Genomic DNA, 26,042 nt, shown 5'->3' with positions numbered 1-26,042 from the left:
ATTCACGTCCATAGTGGACTATTAACGGAAGTCAGGACATGGCTGGCGACACTCCTGATCGGCGGGGCGGCGAGCGGCGCGGGGGCGCCGGGCGCCGGGAGACCACCGAGCGCGGGAGTGCCGCCGGCCGGCAGCGAACGGGCGGTCGCGCCGGCGCGGGGGGTGCCGGTGCCTCCGCCCGTTCCCATGCGGGCGGCGGGTCCCCGGAGCCGCCGGAGCCGCCGCTGCGCGGGACGATGTCCGAGGCGAAGCGGTACACCCCGCGCGGGCGCACGGTCCGCGACGCCTCGGTCGACGCGGGCGGGCGCAAGGACCCGTTCCGCCCGGCGCTGGAGGTCATCCAGGGCGGGCGCAGCGAGCAGCCGCGCCGCGCCGGCCGCCGGCCCGTGGCGACCCAGGCCCCGCCGCTCGAGGACGAGGCCCCGCCGCGCCGGGAGCCACGGGAGCCACGGGAAGTGCGGGAGACCCGGGAGGCGCCGGCCCGGCCGCGGCGCACGACCGTCCCGGCCACGAAAAAGGCGCAAACCACCCCGCGAAAGGCGCCGAAGCGGGCACCGGTCCGCAAGAAGCAGAGCCGGGTCGCGGTACCGCGGCTGAAGCGCCGCCCGGGCCTGCCCAAGCTCGCCGAGCCGCGCCGCCGCCTGCGCCTGGCCACCGTGCTGGCGCTGGTGATGTTCGCCGCGATCGGCGTGCGACTGGTCCAGCTGCAGTTGACCGACGCGAGCGCGTACGCCGCCGAGGGGCTCAAGGACCGCCTCGTGCGCGCCGTGCTGCCCGCCTCGCGCGGCTCCATCCTGGACCGCAACGGCAAGATCCTCGTGCACTCGGTCGAGACCCGCTACGTCGCGGTCGACCCGATGGCGGTCAAGGACCCCGAGGCGCTCGCCGACAAGCTCTTCACCATCCTCGACAAGTACGGCGTGCCGCGCTCCGACCTGGTGCGCAAGATGACCCCGCACAAGGCGGCGGACGGCAAGACCAACGTGCGCTTCGAGTACCTCGTGCACCAGATCGACGTGGCCGACGGCGACCGCATCGAGGCGCTGCACTTCGGCGCGCTCAAGGTCGACCGGGACGAGCGCCGCGAGATCCCCGGCTACGACCTGGCGTCCAACATCATCGGGTTCACCTCCCGGCCCGATCTGGCCGGGCAGATGGGCATCGAGAAGCAGTACGACTCGGTGCTGCGCGGCGTCGACGGGCTGCACGTCTACGAGCACGGCGAGGGGGACCTGGACAAGCCCCTGCCGTACGGCTACGAGGAGCTCAACCCCGCCCGCCCGGGCAGCTCGGTCGAGCTCACCATCGACCAGGACCTGCAGTACTCGGTGCAGAGCGCCCTGGCCGAGCGGATGAAGCCGCTCAACGCCGACTTTGCCAGCGCCATCGTGCTCGACGCGCACACGATGGAGGTGATGGCGATGGCGAGCTATCCGTCCTTCGCCGCCACCGACCCCGGCAGCGTCGACCCGGCCCTGCTCAAGGACCAGTGCACGGCCACCGTCTTCGACCCCGGCTCGATCCACAAGGTGATCGTCATGGGCGCCGCGCTGCAGGAGGGGATCATCAGGCCCACCACGGCGGTGACGGTGAACTCGAAGGTGAACAAGGGCGGGGTGAACTACACGGATCACCCGCCGCAGAAGGACGGCACGCCGATGACCATTCCGGGCATCCTGGCGCTGTCCTCCAACGTCGGCACCATCGCGGTCGCGGACCAGCTGGGCAAGGACAAGCTGTACGAGTACCAGAAGAAGTTCGGTCTCGGTTCCAGGACCGGCGTCGGGCTGCCCAACGAGTCGCCCGGCCAGCTGCTGCCCCCGGACCAGTGGAAGGGCACCAGCCCGGGCTCGATCCCGATCGGCAACGGCGTGGCCACGACCGCGATGCAGATGGCCGCGGTGTACGGCACGATCGCCAACGACGGCCTCTACGTCCAGCCGACCCTGGTCAAGAAGATCATCGGGCCGGACGGCACCGCGACCAAGCCCGCCGCCCAGCAGACCCGCCGGGTGCTCGACCCGCAGGTGGCCCAGGAGCTGCGGGTCATGCTCGAGGGCGTGACCACGCTCGACGACGCCACCGGCAAGCAGGCGGCCATCCCCGGCTACCGCATCGCCGGCAAGACGGGCACGTCGCAGCTGCCCGACGCCGGCGGCTACGCCAAGGGCGACGTGGTGTCGTTCATCGGCATGGCCCCGGCCGAGGCGCCCCGCTACGTGGTCGCGGTGACCGCCCACGTCCCCACCGGCGCCGGCGGCTCGGTGGCCGCCCCCGCGTTCAAGGAGATGATGGCGCTCACCCTGTCCAGCTTCGGGGTGACGCCGACCGGTACCGAGCCGCCGAAGCTCACGATCTACCCGTGACACCGGCTCCGGGGGCCCTGGGCCGGGCGGGTAGGGTCTGACCCCGTGCCCGGCTATCCCCGTCCGCGGAATGTCCGCCCAGTACAAGTCGGCGAGCTCAGCGGTGAGCTCGGCGGCGGCGCTGACGACGTTGCGGTCACGGGGGTGACCCACAGTAGCTCGGCGGTGCTGCCGGGTGATCTCTACGCGGCACTTCCCGGCGCGCGCGTGCACGGGGCCCAGTTCATCCCCGAGGCCCTCCAGCGCGGCGCGGTCGCGGTGCTGACCGACCCGGCCGGGGTGCGCGCCGACGCCGGCGTGCCGTTCATCGTGGTCGACAAGCCCCGCGACGTGCTCGGCGACATCGCCTCCAAGGTGTACGGCGAGCCGACCCGCCGCCTCACCACGATCGGCATCACCGGGACCGCGGGCAAGACCTCGACGACGTACCTCATCGAGGCCGGCCTGCGCGCCGCCGGGCAGGTCACCGGGCTCATCGGCACGGTCGAGACCCGGCTCGGCGACCTGACCGTCAAGAGCATCCGCACCACCCCCGAGGCGACCGACCTGCACGCGCTGTTCGCGGCGGCGCTCGAGCGCGGCGTGCAGTCGGTGGCCATGGAGGTCTCCAGCCACGCCCTCGAGGTCGGCCGGGTCGGCGGGGTCCGCTTCGCCGCCGCCGGCTTCACCAACTTCGGCCTCGACCACCTCGACTTCCACCCGACGGTGGAGGCCTACTTCGCGGCCAAGGCGCGGCTGTTCGACGGCCGCGCGGCGGTGGAGATCCTCAACTTCGACGACGAGTCGGTAATGCGACTGCGCAAACCGGCCTCCTGGACCTATTCCGTTGAGCATGATCTCGCGGACTTCGGCGCCTCGAACGTGACCGTCGACGGGTACGGCCAGACGTTCGACGTGCACTGGCGGGGCCGGACCGCGCGGTCCGGGGTACAGCTGCCGGGCCGGCACAACGTCGCCAACGCGCTGCTGGCCATCGCCTCGTGCGTCGCCGTCGGCGTGGACCTCGACGTGGCCGCCCGGGCCGTGGCCGCCGCGCCCGGCTCGCCCGGCCGCATGGAGCGCGTCGAGGCCCCCGGCGAGGTGGTCGGCGTCGTGGACTACGCACACAAGCCCGACGCCATGGTCGAGGTGCTCAAGGCCCTGCGCACCCTCGCCGCCGCCCGCGGCGGCCGGGTGATCTGCGTGGTCGGGGCCGGCGGCGACCGCGACCGCGGCAAGCGCCCGCTCATGGGCCGGGCCGCCGCCGAGGGCGCCGACCTGGTGATCGTGACGGACGACAACCCGCGCACCGAGGACCCGGCCGCGATCCGCGCCGAGGTGCTGGCCGGTGCCCGGGACGTCGGTTCGGCCGCTCCCGGCGCGGTGGCCGAGGTCGGCGGGCGGCGCGCGGCCATCGCCCACGCGGTCGGGCTGGCCAAGCCCGGCGACGTGATCGCGCTGCTGGGTAAGGGCCACGAGACGGGCCAGGAGGTGGGCGGCGAGGTGCTCCCGTTCGACGACCGGGTGGAGCTGGCCGCGGCGCTGGCGGAGGCCGCCTCATGATCGCCCTGACGCTGGCCGAGATCGCCGCGATCGTCGGCGGCGACCTGCGCGGCGGCGGCGCGGACGCGGTGGTGTCGGGGGGCGTGGAGTACGACTCCCGCAAGATCGGCCCGGGCAGCCTGTTCGTGGCGTTCGCGGGCGCGAAGATCGACGCCCACGAGTTCGCCCCCAAGGCGATGGCCGACGGCGCCGCCGGGGTCCTCGGCAGCCGCGCCGTCGAGGGCGTGCCCACCGTCGTGGTCGACGACCCCCGCCACGCCCTCGGGCTGCTGGCCCGGGCCGTCCTCGACCGGCTGCACGCGGACGGCGACCTCACCGTCGTCGCGCTGACCGGCTCCTCCGGCAAGACCAGCACCAAGGACCTCGTGGCCCGGCTGCTGGAGGCGCACGGCCCGACCGTGGCGACCGCCGGGTCGGAGAACAACGAGCTCGGCACGCCGTACACGGTGCTCAAGGCCGGGCCGGACACCCGCTTCCTGGTGCTGGAGATGGGTGCGCGGGGGGTCGGGCACCTGCGGTACCTCTGCGAGATCGCCCCTCCCGACGTGTCCGTCGTGCTCAACGTGGGCGTCGCGCACATCGCCGAGTTCGGCTCGGTCGAGGGCATCGCGCAGGCCAAGGGCGAGCTCGTCGAGGCCCTCGGGCCGGGCGGGGTCGCGGTGCTCAACGCCGACGACGAGCGCGTGCGGGCCATGGCCGCCCGCACCGCCGGCCGCGTCGTGCTGGCCGGCGAGGCCGCCGACGCGCAGATCCGGGCCACCGACGTCGAGGCCCTGGACCGCGGCCGGTTCGGCTTCACCCTGCACGTTCCGGGTGCGCAGGCCGTTCCGGTCCGGCTCGGCGTCGCGGGGCGGCACTCCGTCGGCAACGCGTTGCTCGCCGCGGCCGTCGCGTCCCTCGCGGGCCTCGCACCGGAGGCGATCGCGGCCGGACTCGGCGATCCCGGTGGTTTGTCGACCCGAAGGATGGATGTCTTCGACCGTGCCGACGATGTCACGGTCATCGACGACTCGTTCAACGCCAATCCGGCGTCCATGGCGGCGGCGCTGCGCGCGCTCGTCGCGGTGGCCGGCGGGCGGCGGAAGATCGCTGTGCTGGGCTTCATGGCCGAGCTCGGCGGGTACGAGCGAGCCGGTCACGAGGAGGTCGGTCGTCTCGCCGCGGAACTCGGCGTCGACCGTCTCGTGGCCGTCAGCGAGCAGGCCGCGCCGATCCTGACCGGAGCGGCCGCCGTGGCGAGTTGGGGAGGAGACTCGGTGCTCGTGACCGATCAGGAGGCCGCCGTCGCGCTGCTGCGCGCCGAGCTGCTTCCACGCGACGTGGTCCTGGTCAAGGGATCCCGATACCGCACCTGGGACGTCGTCGACGCCCTGCGTACGGAAGATTTCCGCAAGTGAGGGCCGTGTTCGTCGCGGCCTTCGTCGCGTTTCTCATCTCGCTGTTCGGCACGCCGATCGCGATCCGGTACTTCACCCGCCTGAAGGCCGACCAGCCCATCCGCACCGAGGGCCCGCAGACCCACCTCGGCAAGAAGGGCACGCCCACCATGGGCGGCGTGGTGTTCATCTTCGCCACGCTGGTCGCCTACACCGGCGGGCACATCGCGCTCACCACGCTGCCCGACGCGCAGCTGCGCCCGGCCGGGCCGACCGCCACCGCCGTGGTCCTGCTCGGGCTGTTCGTCTTCACCGGCCTGCTGGGCTTCCTGGACGACTACCTCAAGGTCTCCAAGCGCAACAGTGACGGGCTCAACAAGCGCGGCAAGCTCATCGGCCAGGCGCTGATCGGGGCCATCTTCGGCGCGATCGCCCTCTACGTGCCGGCCGAGCAGGCCGGGCGCCAGGTCGTGCGCACGGTGGGCAGCCCGAAGCTGTCGTGGGTGCACGACATCGACTGGCTCAACATCACCAAGATCGGCGCCGTCGTCTTCTTCGTGTTCGTGGTCATGTCGATGTCCAACGCGGTCAACCTGACCGACGGCCTCGACGGCCTCGCCACCGGCACCTCGATCCTCGTGCTCATCAGTTACATGGCGATCGCGTTCTGGCAGTACCGGCACTGGTGCGCGGACCCGTCGTACAAGGCGGGCTACTGCTACGACGTGCGCGACCCGCTGGAGATGGCGCTGATCGCCGGGGCCGCCGTCGGCGCGCTGGTCGGCTTCCTGTGGTGGAACACGTCGCCGGCCCGGATCTTCATGGGCGACACCGGCTCGATGGCGCTCGGCTCGCTCATCGCGGGGCTCGCGGTGGCCACCAAGACCGTCCTGCTGCTGCCGCTGCTGGGCCTGCTCTTCGTGATCATCGTGGTGACGTGGGTCATGCAGATCGGCTCGTACCGCACGACCGGCAAACGCATCTTCCGGATGGTCCCGCTCCAGCACCACTTCGAGCTGGCCGGATGGAGCGAGGTCAACATCGTGGTCCGGTTCTGGATCATCGCCGGGCTCGGCGTCGCGGCCTCCCTGGGCCTCTTCGCCGCCGACTTCCTGCGCGTCATGAGCGGGACGTCCTGACCGGCGCGTCGACACCCGGCTGACACCGGGCAGCCGGAATGATGGCGGCATGAGGAGCGACGGGGAGGAAGTTCCGAACGACGGCGGGTGGCTCGGCAACCTGGTGGGGTCCCTGCGGGGCCTGCTGGACCGCCCGCTCGCGTCCTACTACCTGCTGCTGTCCAGCGTCGGGCTGCTCGTGTTCATCGGCCTGGTCATGGTCTTCTCGGTGACCAGCGTCGGCAGCTACGCGGCCACGGGCAGCCCGTTCACGTCGATCGCCAAGCAGACGATCTCGGCGGTGGTCGGGCTGGTCGCGTTCTGGGTCTGCCAGCGGCTGCCGGTGCGGACGTTCCGGGCGGTGGCCATCCCGTCGCTGGTCGCCGCGTTCGTGCTGATGGCCTTCGTCGACCTGATGGGCTGGGTGGCGGCCCGCCGCACGCCGCCCGGGGCCGAGGTGGACCCGGTGCACCTGGGCCCGATCTGGGTCGAGGACCTGTGGCTGCACATCGGCGGGTTCCAGCTGCAGCCGGCCGAGCTGGCCAAGATCGCGCTGGTGATCTGGGGCGCCGACCTGCTGGTGCGCAAGGGCCGCACCATCACCACCTGGCGCGAGCTGCTCATGCCGCTCTTCCCGGTCACCATCGTGCTGCTGCTGATGGTCGGCTACAACGACCTCGGCTCGATGATCTGCATGGTGGTGCTGTTCACCGGCCTGCTGTGGGCGGCCGGGGCCCGGCTGCCGGTCTTCGCCTGGCTCGGCACGTTCTTCCTGGCCGGCGTGGTCGCGCTGATCCTGCTGCCGGCGAACAAGGACTACCGGCTCGACCGGCTCAAGGTCTTCTTCGACCCGAGCATCGACCCGGACGCCAAGAACGGGCGCTACCAGTACCTGCGCGGCCTGTGGGCGGTCTCCGACGGCGGCTGGTTCGGCGTCGGGCTGGGCCAGGGCCAGCTCAAGTGGGGCCGGCTGCCCAACGCCCACAACGACTTCATCTTCGCCATCATCGCCGAGGAGCTCGGCGTGGTCGGCTGCATGGTGGTGCTGCTGCTGTTCGGCATGCTCACCTACACCGGCCTGCGCATCGCCCGCCGGGTCGAGGACCCGTTCCGCCGGCTGGTCGCCGCCGCGATCACGATCTGGTTCGTCGGCCAGGCGATCATCAACATCGGCGGCGTCGTCGGCCTGATGCCGATCACCGGCCTTCCCCTGCCGTTCATCTCCGACGGCGGCAGCGCCCTCGTGGTCGCGCTGGGCGCGGCCGGCATCCTCACCTCCGCCGCCCGGGCCGAGCCGGACAGCGCCCGAGCCATGCACGCGCGTCCGCCGCGGAAATGGGTGCGACTACTCTGGGCGCCGTTGCCGCCGCTTCCGCGCGCCCGCGAGGAGGACGACGGCACGGACCCCTCGACACGCACGACGGGCCGGCCCACCCTCACGGTGCCGCCCCGCGGAAGGAGCACCTGATGGCAGCGCTGCGCTCGGTGGTGCTGGCCGGCGGAGGCACGGGCGGGCACATCTACCCGTTGCTGGCCTTCGCCGACTGCCTGCGCAGGCACGACCCCGACGTCCGCATCACGTGCATCGGGTCGCCGAGCGGGATGGAGAACGACCTCATCCCGCCGCGCGGCTACGATCTGCGCCACGTCCCGGCGTACCAACTGCCGCGCTCGGTGAACCTGAACCTGGTGCGCACCCCGGACCGGATGTGGAAGGCGGCTCGGGCCACCCGCGCGATCCTCGACGAGGTCAACGCCGACGCCGTCGTCGGTTTCGGCGGGTACGTGTCGGTCCCGGCCTACCTGGCCGCCTGGCGGCGGCACACGCCCACCGTGATCCACGAGGTCAACGTGCCGATCGGCGTGGCCAACAAGATGGGCATGCGCTTCACCAAGAACATCGTGCTCGGCTTCCCCCACCAGGCCCAGCAGATGCCCGCCGTCGCCGACGCGCCGGTGGTGGGCGTGCCGCTGCGGCAGAGCATCGCCACCCTGGACCGCTTCGCCCGCCGCGCCGAGGCCCGGCGCTACTTCGGGCTCGACCCCGACCTGCCGACGCTGTTCGTGTTCGGCGCCTCCTCCGGCGCCCGCTCGATCAACAACGCGGTGGCCGGCGCGGCCAAGGCGATCACCTCGGCCGGCGTGCAGGTGCTGCACATCGTCGGCGCCCGCAACGAGGACTTCGACGTCCCGGCCGGGCTGGCCGCGCCCTACGTGCGCATCAAGTTCCTGTCCGAGATGGAGCTCGGCTACGCCGCGGCCGACCTGGCCCTGTGCCGGGGCGGCGCGATGACCTGCGCCGAGACCGCGGCGATCGGCATGCCGGCGGTTTACGTGCCGCTGCCGTGGGGCAACGGCGAGCAGCGGCGCAACGCGCTGCCGGTCGTCGAGGCCGGCGGGGGCATGATCGTCGAGGACGGCGACCTGACGTCCGAGCTGATCGCGCAGCAGATCGTCCCGCTCGCCCGCGACGGCCGCCGGCTCGCCGCGATGAGCCAGGCGGCGGCCGGTTACGGGCGCCGGGACGGCGACGAGGCCCTGCGCCGGTACCTGTTGGGAGTGGTCGGAGCATGAGCAACAACCTGACGGCCGAGGAGCTGGGCAAGGTCCACCTCGTCGGGGTCGGCGGGGTCGGCATGAGCGGGCTGGCCCGCCTGCTGCTCACCCGCGGCATCCCGACCTCGGGCAGCGAGCTGAAGGAGTGGCCCCACCTGGCCGCCCTCAAGGCCCTCGGCGGCACGATCTACCGCACCCACGAGGCGTCCAACCTCGACGGCGTGGACACGGTCGTCTACTCCACTGCCATCCCGCAGGACCACATCGAGCTCGCCACCGCGCGCGAGCGGGGCCTGCGCCTGCTGCACCGCTCCGAGGCCCTGGCCGCGACCATGACCGGGCGGCGGGCGATCGCCGTGGCCGGTACCCACGGCAAGACCACCACCACCTCGATGCTCACGCTGATCCTGCAGCACGCCGGGCTCGACCCGTCGTTCGTGATCGGCGGCGAGATCTCCGCGATCGGCTCCAGCGCCCACCACGGCAGCGGCGAGCTGTTCGTGGCCGAGGCGGACGAGAGCGACCGGTCCTTCCTGCTCTACAGCCCGCACGTCGCGCTGGTCACCAACATCGACGCCGACCACCTCAACACCTACGGCGACCTGCAGGGCCTCGAGGACGCGTTCGTCGAGTTCTGCGGCAAGGTGGAGCCGGGCGGCTTCGTGGTCACCTGCGCCGACGACGCCGGGGCGATGCGGATGGCGGTGCGGGCCCGCGCGGCCGGCGCCGACGTCGTCACCTACGGCACCGCGCCCGACGCCGACCTGCGCATCAGCGAGGTCCGCTCGTCGGTGCACGGGGTGCGCTACGTGGCCCACCACGACGGCGTGCCGCTGGGCGAGGTGTTCCTGCCGGTGCCGGGCGCCCACCTGGGCCTCAACTCGGCCGGGGCGATCCTGGCCGCGCTGCGGCTGGGGGTGCCGGCCGAGACCGCGATCGAGAGCCTGGCGACGTTCCCGGGCGTGCGGCGGCGCTTCGAGTTCAAGGGCGCCGAGGCGGGCGTGCGGGTCTACGACGAGTACGCGTACCACCCGGTCCCGATCGCCGCGGCCCTGCGCACGCTGCGCGAGGTGGCGGGCGAGGGCCGGCTCGTGGTGGTCTTCCAGCCCTACCGCGTCTACCGCACCCGCGACTTCCAGTCGGAGATCGCGGCCGGGCTGTCGCTGGCCGACGAGGCCGTGGTCATGGAGGTCTTCGGGCCCGGCGAGGTCCGCGAGCCGGGGGAGGGCGGCGTGGCCCTCACGGCCGAGATCGACCTGCCCGACGAGCGCAAGGTGTTCGTGCCCTCCTGGGACGACGTCCCCGGCGAGGTCGTGGCCCGGGTCCGCGAGGGCGACGTGGTCGTCACCATGGGCGCGCCGCCGATCTCGCTGATGGGCGACGAGCTGCTCGCCGCGCTCAAGGGCGGCGGGGAGAGCGACGAGTACGTGGGCCGGCACTCGCGGGCCGACGACTGACCGAACGCCGTGCCGAGCCGGTGCGAGGCCGGCGTGAGACTCCCGGAGGCTGATCGCCGGTGACCCAGACGCGCGGATGGCGGCTCGTGCTGGCGCCCCGCGATGCGCCGCGCTCGGTGCGGCTCTTCGCGCAGGCGGCCCGGCGGCACCGCCTCCGCGCGGCCCTGCCCTGGCTGATCGCGCTCGGCCTCGCCGCGCTGCTGGGCGGGGCGGCGGCGATCGTGTACCTCACGCCCGCCCTCGGCGTCGAGCACGTCGAGGTCGCGGGCGTGTCGGTGCTCGACCCGGCGGCGGTGCGGGCGGCCGCCGCCGTGCCCGCGGGCACCCCGCTGCCGCGCCTGGACCCGCCGGCCATCGAGCGGCGGGTCAAGGCCGCCCTCAAGCCGGCGCGGGCGGTGAGCGTGCAGGCGCGGTACCCGCACACCCTCACCATCGCCGTGCGCGAGCGCACCGCCGTCGCGGTCGTGCCCAAGGTCGGCGGCTTCACGCTGCTCGACGAGGAGGGCGTGGCGTTCCTGCCGGTCGACGCCGCGCCGCCGGGGCTGCCGACGGTGCGGGTGGCCCAGCCCGAGCCCGGCGACGAGACCACCGAGAGCGCGCTGACCGTGCTGGCCGCGCTCTCCCCGGCGGTGCGGGTCCAGATGGTCGCCCTGGTCGCCGAGTCCCCGACGCGGCTGCGGCTGGAGCTGACCGGGGACCGGACGGTGATCTGGGGCGACGCCACGCAGAACGCGGCCAAGGTCCGGGTCCTGGAGCGCTCCAGCATCGAGCCGGGCCGCACCCTCGACGTGAGCGCCCCCGGGGTGGTGCTGGAGAAGTGAACCGCGCCGAGGTGCCCTACACCGGCGACGAGCCCGCCCTGCTCGCCGCGTGGCTGGACTTCCACCGCGAGACCGTGCACCTGAAGTGCGCCGGGGTGGCGGAGGCCGACGCGTGGCGCGCGCCGCTGCCGGCCTCGCCGCTGACCACGATCGGCGGGCTGGTGCAGCACCTGACCGCGGTCGAGTCCATGTGGTTCGAGCAGGTCGTGGCCGGGCTCGAGGTGCCGTCGCACTGGACCGCGGAGGACCCCGACCTGGAGTGGCGCCGGCGGCCGGGGGAAGGGCTGGCGGAGGCGCTCGCGGCGTACCGCGCCCAGTGCGACGTCTCCCGCCGCCTCGCGGCCGGCCTCGCCCCGGACGCGCTGTGCGCCGGCCGCCGCCACGGCAGCGCCGTGTCGGTCCGCTGGGTGCTTCTGCACATGATCGAGGAGACCGCCCGTCACAACGGGCACCTCGACGCCGTTAGGGAATGCGTCGACGGCGTCGTGGGCGATTAGCTCCGACACGCCGAGGACGGTCCTTGGATCACGACAGTCGGGCCCTTACCTTGCGATAAGGCATTAGTTGACATAACTATAAGCCTCTAGTAGAGGTTGAGGGTTTGCGGGCCTCATCCTCGTGCGATTCGCATTTGGCCGACGCCGTCGTCATCAACCGGACCGGCGCTGGTCAACCTCGGAAGGAAAGGTGGTCCGATGACTCATCCGCACAACTATCTCGCGGTCATCAAGGTCGTCGGCATCGGCGGCGGCGGGGTCAATGCCGTCAATCGCATGATCGAGGTTGGCCTCAAGGGCGTCGAGTTCATCGCGATCAACACCGACGCCCAGGCCCTGCTGATGAGCGACGCCGACGTCAAGCTCGACGTCGGCCGCGAGCTGACCCGCGGCCTCGGCGCCGGCGCCAACCCGGACGTCGGCAAGAACGCGGCCGAGGACCACCGGGACGAGATCGAAGAGGTGCTCAAGGGCGCCGACATGGTCTTCGTCACCTGTGGCGAGGGCGGCGGGACGGGCACCGGGGGCGCGCCCGTCGTGGCCAACATCGCGCGCAAGCTCGGCGCGCTGACCATCGGCGTGGTCACCCGGCCGTTCTCGTTCGAGGGCAAGCGCCGCCAGGTGCAGGCCGAGGCGGGCATCGAGGAGCTGCGCAACCAGTGCGACACGCTCATCGTGATCCCCAACGACCGGCTGCTGGCCCTCGGCGACCGCGGCATCAGCATGATGGACGCGTTCCGCCAGGCCGACCAGGTGCTGCTCTCCGGTGTGCAGGGCATCACCGACCTGATCACCACGCCGGGCCTGATCAACCTCGACTTCGCCGACGTCAAGAGCGTCATGAGCGGCGCGGGGAGTGCGCTCATGGGCATCGGCAGCGCCCGCGGCGACAACCGCGCGGTCGAGGCGGCCGAGTCGGCGATCTCCAGCCCGCTGCTCGAGCAGAGCATGGACGGCGCGCGGGGCGTGCTGCTGTCCATCGCCGGCGGCTCGGACCTCGGCCTGTTCGAGATCAACGACGCGGCCCAGCTGGTCACCGACGCCGCCCACCCGGACGCGAACATCATCTTCGGCGCGGTCATCGACGACGCGCTCGGCGACGAGGTGCGCGTCACGGTCATCGCGGCCGGCTTCGACGGGGGCGCCCCGGCGTACCGCCCGGTCGAGGCGCGCGCCCCGCGCACGTCGCACGGGCCGCAGCACAGCCAGCCCAAGGAGCCGGCCCCGCAGGAGCGCCAGGCCCCGCCGCCCCCGCGGCGGGTGCTCTTCGACGATGTCGACGTGCCGGACTTCTTGAAAAACGGTGCGTGATTGATCACTGCTTGACCTCTGGTTGAATTGGGTAGGTCGCAAGCGCGGCCTACCCATTCGCCGTATTCAGGGGGTTTTTCGTGGACGCGCGGACGGAGCAGATCGCGGCCAATCTCGCCTCGGTGCGGGAGCGGATCGCGGCGGCCTGCCGAGCCGCCGGACGCGAGCCGGAATCGGTCACCCTGGTGGCCGTGACGAAGACCTACCCGGCCGAGGATGTGGCCCGCCTGGCCGAACTGGGCGTGACCGAGGTCGGCGAGAATCGGGATCAGGAGGCGGCCGCCAAGGCCGCCGCCGTGCCCGGTGTGCACTGGCACTTCGTCGGGCAGCTGCAGCGCAACAAGGCCCGCTCGGTGGCCGGCTACGCCGAGGCGGTGCACTCCGTGGACAGCCTGCGCCTGGTCGATGCCCTGGCCGACGCGGTGGTCAAGGCCGGGCGGGCCGCCCCGCTCGGCGCGCTCGTGCAGGTCAGCCTGGACGACGACGAGCACCGCGGCGGGGCACTTACGGGACAGGTCGAGAAGGTCGCCGAGGCGATCGCGGCCAGTCCCGTCCTCGCCCTGCGCGGGGTCATGGCGGTCGCGCCGCTGGGCTGGGAGCCGGACGAGGCGTTCGCCCGGCTGGCGGCGATCGCGTCACGCATTCGTCAGCGTTTTTCCGGTCCGGACGGTGCGGCGGACTGGATATCCGCGGGTATGAGCGACGATCTCGAATCCGCGATTCTGCACGGCTCGACACACGTTCGTGTCGGCAGTGCATTGCTCGGAAAACGCACTCCGCTGGGGTAGCCTGGCCCGCGGGAACGGAAAACTACACGGGTGTGGTTCTGCGCCGGCGGGGCGGTGTCGCACAACGTGATCGGTGGCACCGACAACGGGGGGAAGTGCCGCATGGCGGTGGACGGAGGAGCGCGTATGGGTGCTCTGCGCAGGGCGGGCGTCTGGCTCGGTCTCGTCGAGGACGAGGACGATCGTGGGTACGACGATCGTCATTACCGGTATGGCGACGACCTTCTCGACGACGAGGACGAGGTCGACGAGGTGCCGGCGCCGCGCTCCCGCACGACCTCCGAGCGGCTGTCCGCCTCCGAGCGCCTGTCGGCCTCGGACCGGCTCGCCACGTCCGAGCGCCTGTCGGCCGCCGACCGCATGGAGTCGAGCGCCGCGAGCCGCACGAGCACCGTCCGCTCGATCACGCGCCCGACCACGTCCGTCAGTTACCCGACGCGCGACAATCTCGCACTTGCTCCCACCAACTCGGTCCGCGAGCGCCCGCAGGTGGAAGAGGACAGCGACGACCGCCGTTACGCGATCACGACGCTGCACCCGACCACGTACAACGAGGCGCGCACGATCGGTGAGCACTTCCGCGACGGCGTGCCGGTGATCATGAACCTCACCGAAATGGATGAGTCGGACGCCAAACGTTTGGTCGACTTCGCGGCCGGACTCGTGTTCGGCCTGCGTGGTAACTTCGAGCGGGTGACCAACCGCGTCTTCCTGCTCTCACCGGCAAATGTCCAGGTCACCGCCGAGGACAAAGCTAAGATCGCCGAGGGCGGATTCTTCAACCAGAGCTGATGCGAGGACGACAACGGCCGTGGTGTCCATCACCTTGCAGATCGTGCATCTGCTGCTCTACCTCTTCCTGGTGGCGCTCCTCGGACGCTTTGTGATGGGCTACGTCATGCAGTTCGGGCGCCGCTGGCAACCCGGCCGGGGGGCCGCGGCAGCGCTCGAAGTGGTGTGGAGCGTCACCGATCCGCCGCTCAAAGCGTTGAGGCGGGTGATTCGTCCGCTGCGTATTGGTACCGTGGCCGTGGACCTGTCTTCGCTTGTGCTGCTGGTTATCCTGTTCGTGCTGATGTACGTCGTGTTAGGGCGGCTGATCGCGGCGTTCTCGTGACACGCACCGCTCGGCGGCCACGCGGCCGCAACTGACCCGAGGAGTTTCGATGCCGCTGACCCCGGCCGACGTTCATAACGTCGCCTTCAAGAAGCCCCCGATCGGCAAGCGGGGCTACGACGAGGAGGAGGTCGACGCCTTCCTCGACGAGGTCGAGCGTGAGCTCGCCCGGCTGATCGAAGAGAACAACGAGCTGCGCGCGCAGCTCGAGCGCGGCGGCGGCGCGGCCCGTGTGGCCCCCGGTGCCGGTGGCGACCCCCGCCTGGCCTCCGAGCTCGCCGACCTCAAGACGCAGTTCGAGCGCGTCCAGCGGGAGAAGTCGTCGGCCGAGTCGGCCGCCCGCAGCATGCAGCAGGAGCTCGATCAGCTCCGCGCCCAGGGCGGCGCGGTCGGCGGTGGCACCGGCGACGGCGAGCAGCAGGCCCTGCGCGTGCTCATGATGGCCCAGCGCACCGCGGACGACCACGTGTCCGACGCGCGCCGCGAGGCCGACAAGCTGCTCTCCGAGGCCCGCACCAAGGCCGAGGAGGTCACCCGCGACGCGCGGGCGAAGGCCGACGCGCTCGAGCGCGACGCCCGCCAGCGCCACCAGGAGGCCATGGGCGGCCTGGACGCGAAGCGCACCGCGCTGCAGAAGCACATCGAAGAGCTCAAGCAGTTCGAGCGCGAGTACCGCACGCGCCTCAAGGCCTACCTGGAGAGCCAGCTGCGCGACCTCACGGGCCGCGAGCAGAGCCTCGAGGCCGAGATGGCCCAGCGCGGCGAGGGCGCTCAGCGTCCGGCGGTCGGCGGCGGTCTGGCCACGGCCGGGCTCGCGGGCGGCTACGAGGGCGCGGGTCGCTGACCCTTTTCTGAAAGTGCACGGCTTCCCGGAAGTGCACGAGCGGCACCCACACGAGTGAACAGCAGCGGGCCGCGACCCCTGACACGCGGCCGGTCAATGCGACACGCGGCGCCCCAGTCGAAATTCGGCTGGGGCGCCGGTCATTCTGGGAGACTTCCGCCGAGTTCGGTCGTTGTACCGGCTGAGAGACACTCGCCCGGAGATGCCATCGGCACTCGCCCCGGGATTGCCTTTGCGGAGGGACAGGGCCGTGATCGTCGGAAGCCTGCTGCTGATCGTGGTAGCCGTCGGCCTGCTCGTGCTGGGACTGCTCCAGGGATCGGACGCGCTGCTCGTCGCGTCGATCGGGGCGAGCCTGCTGGCCGCGGTCGCGCTGATCGTCGGTGGTCGCCAGGCCGCGGCGGCGCGCTCGGCCCGCACGCGCACCGGACGCCAGGTGCCGTCGGAGCGCTACGACCCGTTCGCCTCGCACCTCGGGGCCGACGAGCTCGGTGGCGAGGACCTGGAGCACTCGGGGGAGTACGGCCGCCGCTCCGAGCGCCAGGCCGTCGCGGCCGGGGCGCGCACCGGCACCACGTACGGCGGCTCCGCCGGCGGCCGCCCGGCCGCCCCGGACGAGACCGCCATGATGGCGCCGATCCGCGACGAGCCGGAGATCCCGCAGCAGGGCGACCGCTACGACGAGTACCCGGCCCAGTTCGACCAGCACCCGCCGGCCGGCAACTACACGGACCGCGTCCATGACGACGACGATGACGACGACGATGACGACTACGACGACGAGGACCCGGCCGACGAGCCGGCGATCCAGCACTCCTCGGCCGCCGACCTCGCCCGCGTCGCCGCCCTCAACGACGACGTCCTGGTCATCGACGGCCGGCCGCGCTACCACGTGCCGAACTGCCCGCACCTCCTCGGCCGCGAGCACGAGCCGCTGCCGGCCCACGAGGCGGTCGAGCTGGGCTTCACGCCGTGCGCGGTGTGCGCCCCCAACGACGTCCTGCTGGCCGCCCGCCGCTGAGCCCGGCGGCGATACCGCCCGGCCGGAGGATCGACCTCGATCGGGTGAACCCTCACAATGAGGCATGCCTACGATCGCGATCCGCGTCCGGCCGGGTGCGTCGCGCACCGCGGTCGGCGGGAGCCACCCCGGGCCGTACGGGCCCGCCGTGGTGGTCGCGGTCGGCGCCCGCCCCGTCGACGGGCAGGCCACCGAGGCCGCGCTGAAGGCCCTCGCCGCCGCCATCGGGGTCCGCCCGTCCGCGCTGCGGCTCAAGGCCGGCGCGGCCAGCCGGGACAAGCTGGTCGAGCTGGCCGATCCGCCCGCCGATCTCGGGGCGCGGGTCGCCGGCCTGCTGGCGGACCGCCGTTGAACCACGAGCTCAACATCGCGCTGCTCGTCGGCGCGGCCGTGCTGCTGGTGTGCGTCGGCGCGGTCCGGCTCTCGGTCCGCCTGGGGCTGCCCAGCCTCCTGGTGTACCTGCTGCTCGGGGTCGCGCTCGGGGAGGCCGGGCTCGGCATCCAGTTCACCGACGCCGAGCTGACCCGGACCCTCGGCATCTGCGCGCTCGTGGTGATCATCGCCGAGGGCGGCCTCACCGCGCGGTGGTCGACGCTGCGGCCGGTGATCGGGCCGGCCGTTGTCCTGTCGACCGTCGGCGTGGTGGTGAGCGTCGCCGTCGTCGGGGCCGTGGTGCACTTCGCGCTGGGGGTCGGGTGGCAGCAGGCGTTGCTGTACGGCGCCGTGCTCTCCTCCACCGACGCGGCCGCGGTCTTCTCCACGCTGCGCCGGGTGCCCGTGCGGCCGCGCCTGGCCGCGCTGCTCGAGGCCGAGTCCGGGATCAACGACGCCCCCGTGGTGATCCTCGTCGTGCTGCTCTCCGCGCCGCTGGACCACCAGGGCGCGTGGTGGCAGCAGGCGGGGCTCGTCGGCTACGAGCTGATCGCCGGGGCCGCCATCGGACTGGTGGCCGGGTTCGGCGGGGCGTGGACCCTGCGCCGGGCCGCGCTGCCGTCCGCCGGGCTCTATCCGCTCGCCGCGATTGGTCTGACCGTTCTGGCCTACTCCGCCGGATCGGTTGTCCACGCTTCGGGATTTCTCGCCGTGTACGTCACGGGCGTCGTCCTGGGCAACGCCCGCCTGCCGCACCGCCGGGCGATGCTCGGGTTCGCCGACGGCCTGGCCTGGCTCGCCCAGATCGGCCTGTTCGTGCTGCTGGGCCTGCTCGCCTCGCCGAGCCAGCTGGGCGGGGCGGTGGTCACCGCGCTCGTCGTCGGCCTGGTCCTGGTGCTGCTGGCCCGCCCGCTGTCGGTGCTGGTCTCCAGCGCCCCGTTCCTGCTCACCAGCACCGGCCCCGGCTGGCGCGACCAGGCCTTCCTGTCCTGGGCCGGGCTGCGCGGGGCGGTGCCGGTCGTGCTGGCCACGATCCCGCTCTCGGCCGGGCTGCCCGGCGCGCAGGATCTGTTCAACGTGGTCTTCGTGCTCGTCGTGATCTACACGGCGCTGCAGGGCATGACGCTGCCCCCGGTGGCCCGCCGGCTGGGCGTCACCGCGCCCGCCGAACCCACCGACCTGGAGGTCGAGGCGGCCCCGCTCGAACGCATGCGCGCGGACTTGTTGCAGGTCGAGGTGCCGGACGGCTCGAAGCTCAACGGCGTGCACGTGGACGAGTTACGATTGCCTCTCGGTGCGGTCGTGACGCTGGTGTTGCGCGATGGCGGTGCGTTCGTGCCGGCGCCGGAGACCCGCCTGAAGACTCGCGACAGCCTCCTGATCGTCGCCACCGAACAGGTGCGTGACGCGGCGGAACAGCGCCTGCGGGCCGTGAGCAGGCGGGGGAGACTGGCCCGCTGGTTTGCCGAACATGGCGATGATCGGCGCCAATAACTGATCAAATTGGTCGGAATGCGTGTGGCGTGTTTGTCGGACGCGTGTACATTCCGTATTCTTGCCAGCCACTGGAGTGCGCGACCGCGCGTCGCGCGCCCATTTTGCATCTGGGGGAGCCATGGCCGAGCGGGCTGATGCGGTGCCGAAGGGCGCGTCGGCGAGCGGTGCCGGGCGGGGCAAGGCCGCCGATGTGACGGGAGGTACCACTGTGACAAGAGCACAGAAACCCACCTCTCGGCAAGCCGGGACATCGTCCCGGGGGACGAAGGCGGCGCCGGCCGCAGCGAAGGCCCCGCGCACCACCAGCACCAAGAATGCGCCGACCACAAACGCCGCCCGGGCGGCCGAGGGAGCCACGATGGCCAAGACCGCAGAACCGAAGACCACCGCGGCCAAGACCGCTACGGCGAAGCCCGCCCGTGGCACGCGCACCGCAGCCGAGACCGAGAAGATCCGCGCCGCGCTGACCGAGCGCCGCGACGAGCTCAAGGCCGAGCACGACCAGACCCTCACCGAGATCCACGAGCTGCAGCAGCACCGGCTCACGGACTCCGCCGGCGACGACCAGGCCGACACCGGGACCAAGACCGGGGAGCGCGAGCAGGAGATCACCATCGCCAACAACCTGGCCGACCGCGTCCTGCAGGTCGAGCGGGCCCTGGAGCGGCTCGACGAGGGCGGCTACGGCTGGTGTGAGAAGTGCGGCAACGCCATCCCCGTGGAGCGCCTGGCCGCGTTCCCGTCCGCTACGCTCTGCGTCACCTGCAAGCAGTTGGAGGAGCGGCGCTGACCACTCAGGAGCCCACCCAGGATCGGACCGAGCTGGTGGACGACACCGCCGGGCCCACGCCGCCGCCCGACCCCCGGGCGCGGTCGCGGGCCTGGGGCATCTTCGGCCTTGTCGGCCTGGCGATCATCGCGATCGACCTGGCCGTGAAGCAGTGGACGACCTCGACCGTCGCCCACGGCGAGCCGGTGAAGCTGCTCGGCGGCCTCATCTACGTGATCTACACGCGCAACAGCGGGGCCGCGTTCAGCATGCTGCGCGACCAGACCTGGATCTTCCCGCTGATCGCGATCGGCGTGATCGGCTGGCTGTTCTGGATGATCAAGGGCACCTTCTCGGCCGCCTGGGCGGTCGCGCTGGGCCTGGTCCTGGGCGGCGCGGCCGGCAACCTCGGCGACCGGCTCTTCCGGGCCCCCGGCCCGTTCCAGGGCCACGTCGTGGACATGTTCAGCTTCCTCGACGACCACGGCGGGCACTTCCCGGTGTTCAACATCGCCGACTCCGCCCTGACCGTCGGGGTGGCGCTGGCGATCCTGCTGGAGTTCATGGGCCGGCGCCGCGACGGGACCCGGGCCAAGAAAGATGCGTGAGGTCCGGTCCCTGCCGGTGCCCGACGGGCTCGACGGCACGCGGCTCGACCAGGCCCTGACCCGGCTGTTCGGACTCAGCCGCACGACCGCGGCGGACCTGGTCGAGGCCGGGGACGTCGCGGTCGACGGCGTCGTGCGCGCGAAGTCCGACAAGGTCAAGGCGGGCGCCTGGCTCGAGGTGACGCTGCCGGCCCCGCCCGGCGCGGTCGAGGTCGAGGCGGTCCCCGTCGACGGCCTGGCCATCGTCTACAGCGACGAGGACATCGTCGTGGTCGACAAGCCGGTCGGCGTGGCCGCCCACCCGAGCCCCGGCTGGACCGGCCCGACCGTGATCGGCGGGCTGGCGGCCATGGGCCAGACCATCGCCACGAGCGGCGCGGCCGAGCGGCAGGGCGTGGTGCACCGGCTGGACGTCGGCACCACCGGGCTCATGGTCGTGGCCAAGAGCGAGATGGCGTACAGCCTGCTCAAGCGCGCCTTCAAGGAGCGCGAGGTGGAGAAGCGCTACCACGCCGTGGTGCAGGGCCACCCCGACCCGCTGCGCGGCACCATCGACGCGCCGATCGACCGGCACCCGAGCCACGACTACAAGTTCGCGGTCGTCTCCGGCGGGCGGCCGAGCGTCACCCACTACGACACGATCGAGGCGTTCCCGGCCGCGAGCCTGCTCGACGTGAAGCTGGAGACCGGGCGGACGCACCAGATCCGGGTGCACTTCTCGGCGCTGCGGCACCCGTGCGTGGGCGACCTGACCTACGGGGCCGACCCGACCCTGAGCGCCCGGCTGGGCCTGGCCCGGCAGTGGCTGCACGCCCGCGAGCTGGGCTTCATCCACCCGCGCGGCGGCGAGTACGTCTCGTTCGTCAGCGAGTACCCGGCCGACCTGGCGGCGGCGCTCGAGGTGCTGAGCGCCGCCGCGTAGGTGCCCGCTAGACCAGCGTGACGTCGTCGACGTAGATGGTGCCGGTGCCGTACCAGCCGTGCACCCACACCTTGATCGAGGTCGAGCTGCCGGTGCTGACGTTGACGGTCAGCTTGGTCCAGGTGGAGCCGCCGGCCGTCCAGGTGCTCGTGTCGCCCGCCCCCGTCGTGGCGCCCAGGAAGGCGTAGCTTCCCTGCACCCAGGCGCTGAGGGTGTACGTCCGGTTGGGCTGGACGGCCACCGTCTGCGCGCACTGCGCGTTGTCCGAGCTGGTGGCGGCCGCCTTGAGCGCCTTGGTGCCGCCGTGCACGGGCGTGCTCACGACGCTGCACAGGCTCCCCGTCCAGGGCGTCAGGGAGCCGGTCTCGAAGTTGCCGTTCGCCAGGCCGGCGGGCGGGGGAGTGCTGGTGCTCCGCGAAGGGCTGGGGGACGCGGACGGGCTCCGCGAAGGGGATGCGCTCGGCGACGCGCTGGTTCGCGTGGGGGACGGGGATCCGGGGGTACCGCCGCCGCTTGTGAAGGGCGCGAAGATGTGTGAGAACTGCCAGGTGCTCTGCGAGATGCCGGAGCAGGTGTCGGAGGCCGCTCCGCCGGGGCAGCCGCCGTTGTCGCGCTGCAGCGCCCAGAACGACAGTTCCGCGAGGCCCTGCTGGGTCGCCCAGGTGTAGACGGCGTTGGCGTCCGCGATCGTGAACGTCTCCGCCGGTCCGAAGTCGTCGACGCCGATCATCTCGGTCACGCCGATCATGGACCAGAGCTGCTGGCTGCTCTTCGTGGGGTACAACTGCTGCAGTTGACTGTGCAGGCCGTTGGAAGCGCTCTTGGTGTCGTTGGCCATCTGGTGCGGCTGGTTGTCGTAGTAGTCGAACGTCATCTGGTTGACGATGTCGACCCGCGCGTTGTTGGCGACCGCGTTGCGCAGCACGGCGAGCCCGCTGTCGGCCAGGCCGCTCGTGGTCGTGGGCAGCGTGTAGACGAACTGGATGGTCCGGCCGTTGGCGGCGGCCCAGTCCTCGACGATCTTGATCGCCTTGTTGCGGCGGTCGATGCCGGCGGTGTTCGTCAGCGAGTTGTCCTCGACGTCGAGGTCGATGCGGGTGACGTCGTACGTGGTGATGACCTTCTCGAACTGCGCCGCGATCTGGTTGACGTCGGTGCAGCTGTCGGCGATCTCGGTGCCGCCGTTGTCGGCCGCGTACCCCCCGAACGAGGGGATCACGTCGCCGCCGCGGGCCCGGATCGCGGCGATGTCGCTGCCGAACGTCGCGTTGGAGATCGGCATGCCGGTGTCGCCGTTCCAGTACACGGTGCACGAGCCGCGGCTCGCCGTCTGGATGAAGGCCATGGTCAGGTACTTGTCACCGGACTGCTGGGACAGCCCGTTGAGGCTGTCGCCGTTGTAGGCCTCGAAGTAGGGAGCGAAGACGTGGGCGGGGATGGCGGTCGCCGCCTGGGCGGACGGGGTGACCGCGAACACGACGCCGGCGGCGGTGAGTGCCACCGCGGCGGCGGCGATGAGTGACCTTCGCACGGACCCTCCTCGTTTCTATTAGTAAACTTGACTGATAGAAATCCTTCGCTGCGTGGATGTCAAGACCCCATGACCGACCCTTAAGGCAGGCGTGCGACCCTCGTGGGGCGATGAAGCGGCTCCTCCAGCTCGACCAGTGGCTCCTGCCGCCGGTCGGCGACGTCCTCGCCCGGGTCTTCCGGGGTGCTCAGCGGCTGCGCGCGTTCACGATCGTGGTCGGCGTGCTCGCGGTGACGGCGACGCTGCTCGCGGTGCACCGCACCGACCGGCCCGGCAGCGACCCGTCCCTGGGCGACGTGCTGCGGGTCGGGGTGGCCGAGGGCGCCTCCATCCCGGCGTACCTGCAGGCGGGCAGGGACGAGCTGGCCGCGCTGCCGGGCGACGAGCCGGTCTACGCGCTGGTGTCGTTCACCGCCTACCTGGCCCCCGAACGGCTGACCCCGGTGCTCGCGGACGTCTCGGTGTCGAGCGTCTTCGCCCGGGTGCCGCTGCCCGACGCGCAGACCGAGCTGGTCCGCCTGGGCGCGTACAAGCTGCCCGACGACGTGGTGGCGGCGATGGACGAGACCGCCGGGCGCAAGACCGAGGAGGCGGCGCACTACCGGGACCTGCTGGCCCGGGTCGACGGGATTCCCGAGGAGAACCGGCAGCTGTACCTCGCCGGCGCCATCGTCGCCGATCAGGAGGCCACCGCCTATCGCGAGCACTGCTCGTGCGTGTACGCCGCCGTCGTCTACGCATCCCCGGCCGCCCTGCGCGCCGTCGGGGCGCGCCCGGAGACCCGCGTCGTCGACCCGATCACCGAGATGCAACGGCTTGATCGCACGGTGTTCCTGCCCCCGTTGCCCGAGCAGACTACGGTCGCGGAACCGGTCAGTGAGGGTGCCGGAACCGTCGTCGCGTCCCCCGGTCCGTCCTGAGGCGATATCCCTTCGGCCTGTCGTGCAGTTGATGCAGGGGATGGGCTCGCAGGAGTGGTCCGAATACTGTTCGGTCCGTAGCCTGGGGAGCGGGTTGTGACGCGTCGCGTGTGAGGAGGGCCGGGCGTGGCTGAGCGAGCGGATGCCATGTGGGAGGACAGGTCGGCCGAGCCGGCTCCCCGCTGGCGCTCGCTGCTGGACCGGGCCCTGCTGGGCCGATCGAGCCCGAGTGATCTGGATTACGACGGACGGTTCGAGAGCCCCACGGCCCCGTACCCGCCCGGGCGGCCCTACGATGACGAACCAATGCCTCCCACCAACGGCACCCGCCCGTATGACGACGCACCGCCCCGGACCGCCGCGGCGGCCCCTCGGCGTGGGCCCGAGGTCGAGTACCAGGCGCCCCGGGCGGCGGCCGACCCGACCGAGCAGATGGTGCAGGTCCTGCGCCGGGACATCCCGACGCCGAAGGTCCTGGCCTTCGCCAACCCCAAGGGCGGGGTGCACAAGACCACCGCCACCGTGCTCACCGCGGCCACGATCGGCAGCGTGCGCGGCAAGGGTGTCATCGCGTGGGACGACAACGAGCTGCGCGGCACCCTCGGCCTGCGCGCCGGCAGCGCGCGGCACGCCCGCACGATCCGCCACCTGATCGCCGACCTCGTGCGCGTGGAGCACGCGACGGGCTACGACCTGTACGACATGCTCGACGACTATCTCCGGCACGCCTCCGACGGCTCCTACGACGTCCTCGCCGGCGAGGAGAACCCGCGCTTCGCCCAGCGCCTCGACCCGCACACCGTGCGCCGCGTCCTGGAGCTGCTGCGGCGCACCCACGACGTGATCTGCGTCGACACCGGCAACAACGTCGAGAGCCCGAACTGGCAGACCGTGCTGCAGACCGCCGACCAGCTCGTGGTCACCTCGGTGCCGCGGGAGGACGCCGCGTTCACCGCCGACTGGATGCTCGACCTGCTCGACGAGGCCGGGATGGAGGAGCTGGTCGCGAACGCGGTCACGCTGCTGTCCTGCCCGACGCCGAACCCGACGCCGCTCATCGACGACCTTGCCGGGCACTTCCGGACGCGGACGCGGGCCGTGGTCGTGGTGCCCTACGACCCGGCGCTGGAGAGCGGCTCCAACATCGAGTACCCGATGCTGGCGCCGGCCACCAAGCGGGCGTGGCTGCGGGCGGCGGCGGTCATGATGGACCCGTTCGCGCGGTGAGTTCCGCGACGGCCTGCTCGAAGACCCTGGTGTGCTCGGCGATCTGATCCCGGGTGGTCGCGGGGCTCATCAGGGCCATGTTGTGGAACGGCGTGAGCAGGATGCCGCGGTTGGCCAGGTGGACGTGCAGGAAGTCCTCCAGGTCCGCGTCATTTTTTGAGGCTGCTTCGGTACCGCTTGTGGGTGCGGGTTTCGCGAAGCGGTACTCGGCTCTGGCGCCCAGTCTGGTGACCGACCACGGGAGATCGTGTTCGTCGATGACGCGCTGGACGCCGCTGCTCCACATATCGGATTTTTCGGACATTTCGGCATGGGCGGCGTTGGTCAGAACGTGCTCCAGGGTGGCTCTGGTCGCGGCGATCGACAGGGCGTTGCCGGCCAGGGTGCCGCCCACGCCGCCCATGTCGATCAGGTCGAGGCCGGGTATGGCCTCGATGTCGCGGGCCACCTGCTCGGAGAGGCCGTACGCCGCGGCCGGGATGCCGCCGCCGATCGCCTTGCCGATGGTCACCACGTCCGGTTCGAGGTTCCACAGGCCGGTGGCGCCGCCCGGGCCGGCCGAGAACGTGTGCGTCTCGTCGTTGATCAGGTAGGTGCCGTACCTCCTGGTCAGCTCGCGTACGCCGGCCAAATAGCCGGGCTCGGGCAGGACGATGCCGATGTTCGTCAGGGCGGGCTCCATCAGCACGGCGGCCACATCGCGGTGGGCCAGCTCGCGCTCCAGCCCGGCGAGGTCGTTGAACTCGGCGACCCGGCTGGTCACGGTCACGTCGACCGGGGCGCCGACGTTGCCCTCGCGGCTGCGCGCGCCGTCCGGACCGGTGACGATCAGCGACTCGTCGACCGAGCCGTGGTAGCAGTAGCTGTTGACCAGGATCTTCGGCCGGCCGGTGACCGCCCGCAGCAGCCGGATCGCCCAGCGGTTGGCGTCGGTGGCGGTCAGCGCGAAACTCCAGCGGGTGACCCCGAAGCGCCTGGTCAGCTCGGCCCCGACCCAGGCCGCGTCGGCGGTCGGCAGCATCGCGCACGCCCCGCCGAGCGTCTCGAAGCGCTCCTTGACCGCGGCGACGACCGGCGCGGGGGAGTGCCCGGCCATGGCCGCCGTGTCACCCAGGCTGAAGTCGGTGTATTCGTGCCCGTCCACGTCGGTCACGCGGGCGCCGCGGGCCTCAGCGAGGTACAGGGGAAAGCCCGCCGCGGTTTTGTTCATCCAGGTCATCGGGACCCGGCCGAACAGGTTCGAGGCGCGCGCGAACTCGGCGGCCGAGCGGGGATTGCGCGCGGCGAAGGCGGCTCGCTCGCGGGCCAGGAGGGCGCGGAGCCGGTCACGGTCCATCATGGCCTGCAGTGTGGCCGAAAATGTCGTACCCCCGCGATAGGTT

23 protein-coding genes and 1 pseudogene are annotated in these 26,042 nt (G+C 72.0%); 22 read left to right on the top strand and 2 right to left on the bottom strand.

Annotation, left to right across the window (positions count from 1 at the left end; translation table 11 throughout):
- Positions 1-38 precede the first annotated feature (38 nt).
- The 20 genes from ACQPZ4_RS42365 to ACQPZ4_RS42270 all read left to right on the top strand — a co-directional run bounded on the left by ACQPZ4_RS42365 (position 39) and on the right by ACQPZ4_RS42270 (position 20,982).
- Positions 39-2,366, top strand: a complete 2,328-nt coding sequence (locus ACQPZ4_RS42365; protein WP_433049459.1) for a peptidoglycan D,D-transpeptidase FtsI family protein — start codon at positions 39-41, stop codon at positions 2,364-2,366.
- Between the two features lie 45 nt (positions 2,367-2,411).
- Positions 2,412-3,908 (top strand): UDP-N-acetylmuramoyl-L-alanyl-D-glutamate--2,6-diaminopimelate ligase, encoded by a 1,497-nt coding sequence (locus ACQPZ4_RS42360; RefSeq protein WP_433049456.1) that lies wholly within the window; start codon positions 2,412-2,414, stop codon positions 3,906-3,908.
- A complete protein-coding gene (locus tag ACQPZ4_RS42355) occupies positions 3,905-5,305 on the top strand; it encodes a UDP-N-acetylmuramoyl-tripeptide--D-alanyl-D-alanine ligase (protein WP_433049453.1) in 1,401 nt (466 codons plus the stop codon). The genes ACQPZ4_RS42360 and ACQPZ4_RS42355 overlap by 4 nt, the downstream gene beginning before the upstream one ends.
- Complete coding sequence (mraY, locus tag ACQPZ4_RS42350; protein WP_433049450.1) at positions 5,302-6,423, top strand: phospho-N-acetylmuramoyl-pentapeptide-transferase; 1,122 nt, start codon at positions 5,302-5,304, stop codon at positions 6,421-6,423. Before ACQPZ4_RS42355 ends, mraY begins: the two co-directional genes overlap by 4 nt.
- 49 nt (positions 6,424-6,472) lie before the next feature.
- Positions 6,473-7,870, top strand: a complete 1,398-nt coding sequence (locus tag ACQPZ4_RS42345) for an FtsW/RodA/SpoVE family cell cycle protein (protein WP_433049447.1) — start codon at positions 6,473-6,475, stop codon at positions 7,868-7,870.
- Positions 7,870-8,976 (top strand): undecaprenyldiphospho-muramoylpentapeptide beta-N-acetylglucosaminyltransferase, encoded by a 1,107-nt coding sequence (murG, locus tag ACQPZ4_RS42340; protein ID WP_433049444.1) that lies wholly within the window; start codon positions 7,870-7,872, stop codon positions 8,974-8,976. The genes ACQPZ4_RS42345 and murG overlap by 1 nt, the downstream gene beginning before the upstream one ends.
- Positions 8,973-10,415, top strand: a complete 1,443-nt coding sequence (gene murC / locus ACQPZ4_RS42335) for a UDP-N-acetylmuramate--L-alanine ligase (protein ID WP_433049441.1) — start codon at positions 8,973-8,975, stop codon at positions 10,413-10,415. The genes murG and murC overlap by 4 nt, the downstream gene beginning before the upstream one ends.
- A gap of 59 nt (positions 10,416-10,474) precedes the next feature.
- The gene (locus ACQPZ4_RS42330; protein WP_433049438.1) at positions 10,475-11,236 is read left to right on the top strand and encodes a cell division protein FtsQ/DivIB; all 762 of its coding nucleotides are present in this window, start codon (positions 10,475-10,477) and stop codon (positions 11,234-11,236) included.
- Positions 11,233-11,733, top strand: a complete 501-nt coding sequence (locus ACQPZ4_RS42325; protein ID WP_433049435.1) for a DinB family protein — start codon at positions 11,233-11,235, stop codon at positions 11,731-11,733. Before ACQPZ4_RS42330 ends, ACQPZ4_RS42325 begins: the two co-directional genes overlap by 4 nt.
- A gap of 198 nt (positions 11,734-11,931) precedes the next feature.
- Positions 11,932-13,044, top strand: a complete 1,113-nt coding sequence (ftsZ, locus tag ACQPZ4_RS42320) for a cell division protein FtsZ (protein WP_433049432.1) — start codon at positions 11,932-11,934, stop codon at positions 13,042-13,044.
- 80 nt (positions 13,045-13,124) lie between these two features.
- On the top strand, positions 13,125-13,832 hold the full coding sequence (locus tag ACQPZ4_RS42315) for a YggS family pyridoxal phosphate-dependent enzyme (protein ID WP_433049429.1): 708 nt from the start codon (positions 13,125-13,127) through the stop codon (positions 13,830-13,832).
- Between the two features lie 126 nt (positions 13,833-13,958).
- Positions 13,959-14,624 (top strand): cell division protein SepF, encoded by a 666-nt coding sequence (locus tag ACQPZ4_RS42310; RefSeq protein WP_433049426.1) that lies wholly within the window; start codon positions 13,959-13,961, stop codon positions 14,622-14,624.
- A gap of 19 nt (positions 14,625-14,643) precedes the next feature.
- The gene (locus ACQPZ4_RS42305) at positions 14,644-14,949 is read left to right on the top strand and encodes a YggT family protein (RefSeq protein WP_223096957.1); all 306 of its coding nucleotides are present in this window, start codon (positions 14,644-14,646) and stop codon (positions 14,947-14,949) included.
- 49 nt (positions 14,950-14,998) lie between these two features.
- Complete coding sequence (locus ACQPZ4_RS42300; protein ID WP_433049421.1) at positions 14,999-15,793, top strand: DivIVA domain-containing protein; 795 nt, start codon at positions 14,999-15,001, stop codon at positions 15,791-15,793.
- Between the two features lie 250 nt (positions 15,794-16,043).
- Positions 16,044-16,814 carry a hypothetical protein gene (locus ACQPZ4_RS42295; RefSeq protein ID WP_433049418.1) on the top strand — a complete coding sequence of 257 codons (771 nt, stop codon included), beginning with the start codon at positions 16,044-16,046 and terminating at the stop codon, positions 16,812-16,814.
- A 64-nt stretch (positions 16,815-16,878) separates the two neighbouring features.
- Positions 16,879-17,166, top strand: coding sequence for a DUF167 domain-containing protein (locus ACQPZ4_RS42290; protein ID WP_433049415.1), 288 nt, complete (start codon positions 16,879-16,881; stop codon positions 17,164-17,166).
- Positions 17,163-18,680: a potassium/proton antiporter gene (locus tag ACQPZ4_RS42285; RefSeq protein WP_433049412.1), complete on the top strand. Its 1,518-nt coding sequence runs from the start codon at positions 17,163-17,165 to the stop codon at positions 18,678-18,680. The genes ACQPZ4_RS42290 and ACQPZ4_RS42285 overlap by 4 nt, the downstream gene beginning before the upstream one ends.
- A 361-nt stretch (positions 18,681-19,041) precedes the next feature.
- Positions 19,042-19,473: a TraR/DksA family transcriptional regulator gene (locus ACQPZ4_RS42280; RefSeq protein ID WP_433049409.1), complete on the top strand. Its 432-nt coding sequence runs from the start codon at positions 19,042-19,044 to the stop codon at positions 19,471-19,473.
- 35 nt (positions 19,474-19,508) lie between these two features.
- Positions 19,509-20,060: a signal peptidase II gene (gene lspA, locus ACQPZ4_RS42275; protein ID WP_433049406.1), complete on the top strand. Its 552-nt coding sequence runs from the start codon at positions 19,509-19,511 to the stop codon at positions 20,058-20,060.
- Complete coding sequence (locus ACQPZ4_RS42270; protein WP_433049403.1) at positions 20,053-20,982, top strand: RluA family pseudouridine synthase; 930 nt, start codon at positions 20,053-20,055, stop codon at positions 20,980-20,982. Before lspA ends, ACQPZ4_RS42270 begins: the two co-directional genes overlap by 8 nt.
- 7 nt (positions 20,983-20,989) lie before the next feature.
- On the opposite strand, the gene ACQPZ4_RS42265 is transcribed toward ACQPZ4_RS42270, so the two are convergent.
- Complete coding sequence (locus ACQPZ4_RS42265; RefSeq protein ID WP_433049400.1) at positions 20,990-22,513, bottom strand: carbohydrate binding domain-containing protein; 1,524 nt, start codon at positions 22,511-22,513, stop codon at positions 20,990-20,992.
- A gap of 110 nt (positions 22,514-22,623) precedes the next feature.
- Here ACQPZ4_RS42265 and ACQPZ4_RS42260 point away from each other — a divergent pair, with 110 nt between their 5' ends.
- A complete protein-coding gene (locus tag ACQPZ4_RS42260; protein WP_433049397.1) occupies positions 22,624-23,433 on the top strand; it encodes a hypothetical protein in 810 nt (269 codons plus the stop codon).
- Positions 23,434-23,583: 150 nt separating this feature from the next.
- Positions 23,584-24,660, top strand: a pseudogene (locus ACQPZ4_RS42255) (MinD/ParA family ATP-binding protein); the annotation flags it as partial.
- Here ACQPZ4_RS42255 and ACQPZ4_RS42250 read toward each other — a convergent pair.
- Complete coding sequence (locus ACQPZ4_RS42250; protein ID WP_433049394.1) at positions 24,635-25,999, bottom strand: transaminase; 1,365 nt, start codon at positions 25,997-25,999, stop codon at positions 24,635-24,637. The pseudogene ACQPZ4_RS42255 and the gene ACQPZ4_RS42250 overlap by 26 nt on opposite strands.
- Positions 26,000-26,042: the final 43 nt, after the last annotated feature.

Source organism: Dactylosporangium sp. CS-033363 (assembly GCF_050942475.1).
Lineage (GTDB): Bacteria > Actinomycetota > Actinomycetes > Mycobacteriales > Micromonosporaceae > Dactylosporangium.
The sequence above is the reverse complement of the archived record's forward strand: the minus strand, read 5'-3'. Positions and strand labels throughout refer to the sequence as shown.

What these genes read in the sequence shown, in the direction of transcription:
- ACQPZ4_RS42365 (WP_433049459.1), top strand. Translation starts at nt 39, where the DNA reads ATGGCTGGCGACACTCCTGATCGGCGGGGCGGCGAGCGGCGCGGGGGC.
- ACQPZ4_RS42355 (WP_433049453.1), top strand. Translation starts at nt 3,905, where the DNA reads ATGATCGCCCTGACGCTGGCCGAGATCGCCGCGATCGTCGGCGGCGAC.
- ACQPZ4_RS42345 (WP_433049447.1), top strand. Translation starts at nt 6,473, where the DNA reads ATGAGGAGCGACGGGGAGGAAGTTCCGAACGACGGCGGGTGGCTCGGC.
- murG (WP_433049444.1), top strand. Translation starts at nt 7,870, where the DNA reads ATGGCAGCGCTGCGCTCGGTGGTGCTGGCCGGCGGAGGCACGGGCGGG.
- murC (WP_433049441.1), top strand. Translation starts at nt 8,973, where the DNA reads ATGAGCAACAACCTGACGGCCGAGGAGCTGGGCAAGGTCCACCTCGTC.
- ftsZ (WP_433049432.1), top strand. Translation starts at nt 11,932, where the DNA reads ATGACTCATCCGCACAACTATCTCGCGGTCATCAAGGTCGTCGGCATC.
- ACQPZ4_RS42310 (WP_433049426.1), top strand. Translation starts at nt 13,959, where the DNA reads ATGGGTGCTCTGCGCAGGGCGGGCGTCTGGCTCGGTCTCGTCGAGGAC.
- ACQPZ4_RS42300 (WP_433049421.1), top strand. Translation starts at nt 14,999, where the DNA reads ATGCCGCTGACCCCGGCCGACGTTCATAACGTCGCCTTCAAGAAGCCC.
- ACQPZ4_RS42290 (WP_433049415.1), top strand. Translation starts at nt 16,879, where the DNA reads ATGCCTACGATCGCGATCCGCGTCCGGCCGGGTGCGTCGCGCACCGCG.
- ACQPZ4_RS42280 (WP_433049409.1), top strand. Translation starts at nt 19,042, where the DNA reads ATGGCCAAGACCGCAGAACCGAAGACCACCGCGGCCAAGACCGCTACG.
- ACQPZ4_RS42270 (WP_433049403.1), top strand. Translation starts at nt 20,053, where the DNA reads ATGCGTGAGGTCCGGTCCCTGCCGGTGCCCGACGGGCTCGACGGCACG.
- ACQPZ4_RS42260 (WP_433049397.1), top strand. Translation starts at nt 22,624, where the DNA reads ATGAAGCGGCTCCTCCAGCTCGACCAGTGGCTCCTGCCGCCGGTCGGC.
- ACQPZ4_RS42250 (WP_433049394.1), bottom strand. Translation starts at nt 25,999, where the DNA reads ATGATGGACCGTGACCGGCTCCGCGCCCTCCTGGCCCGCGAGCGAGCC.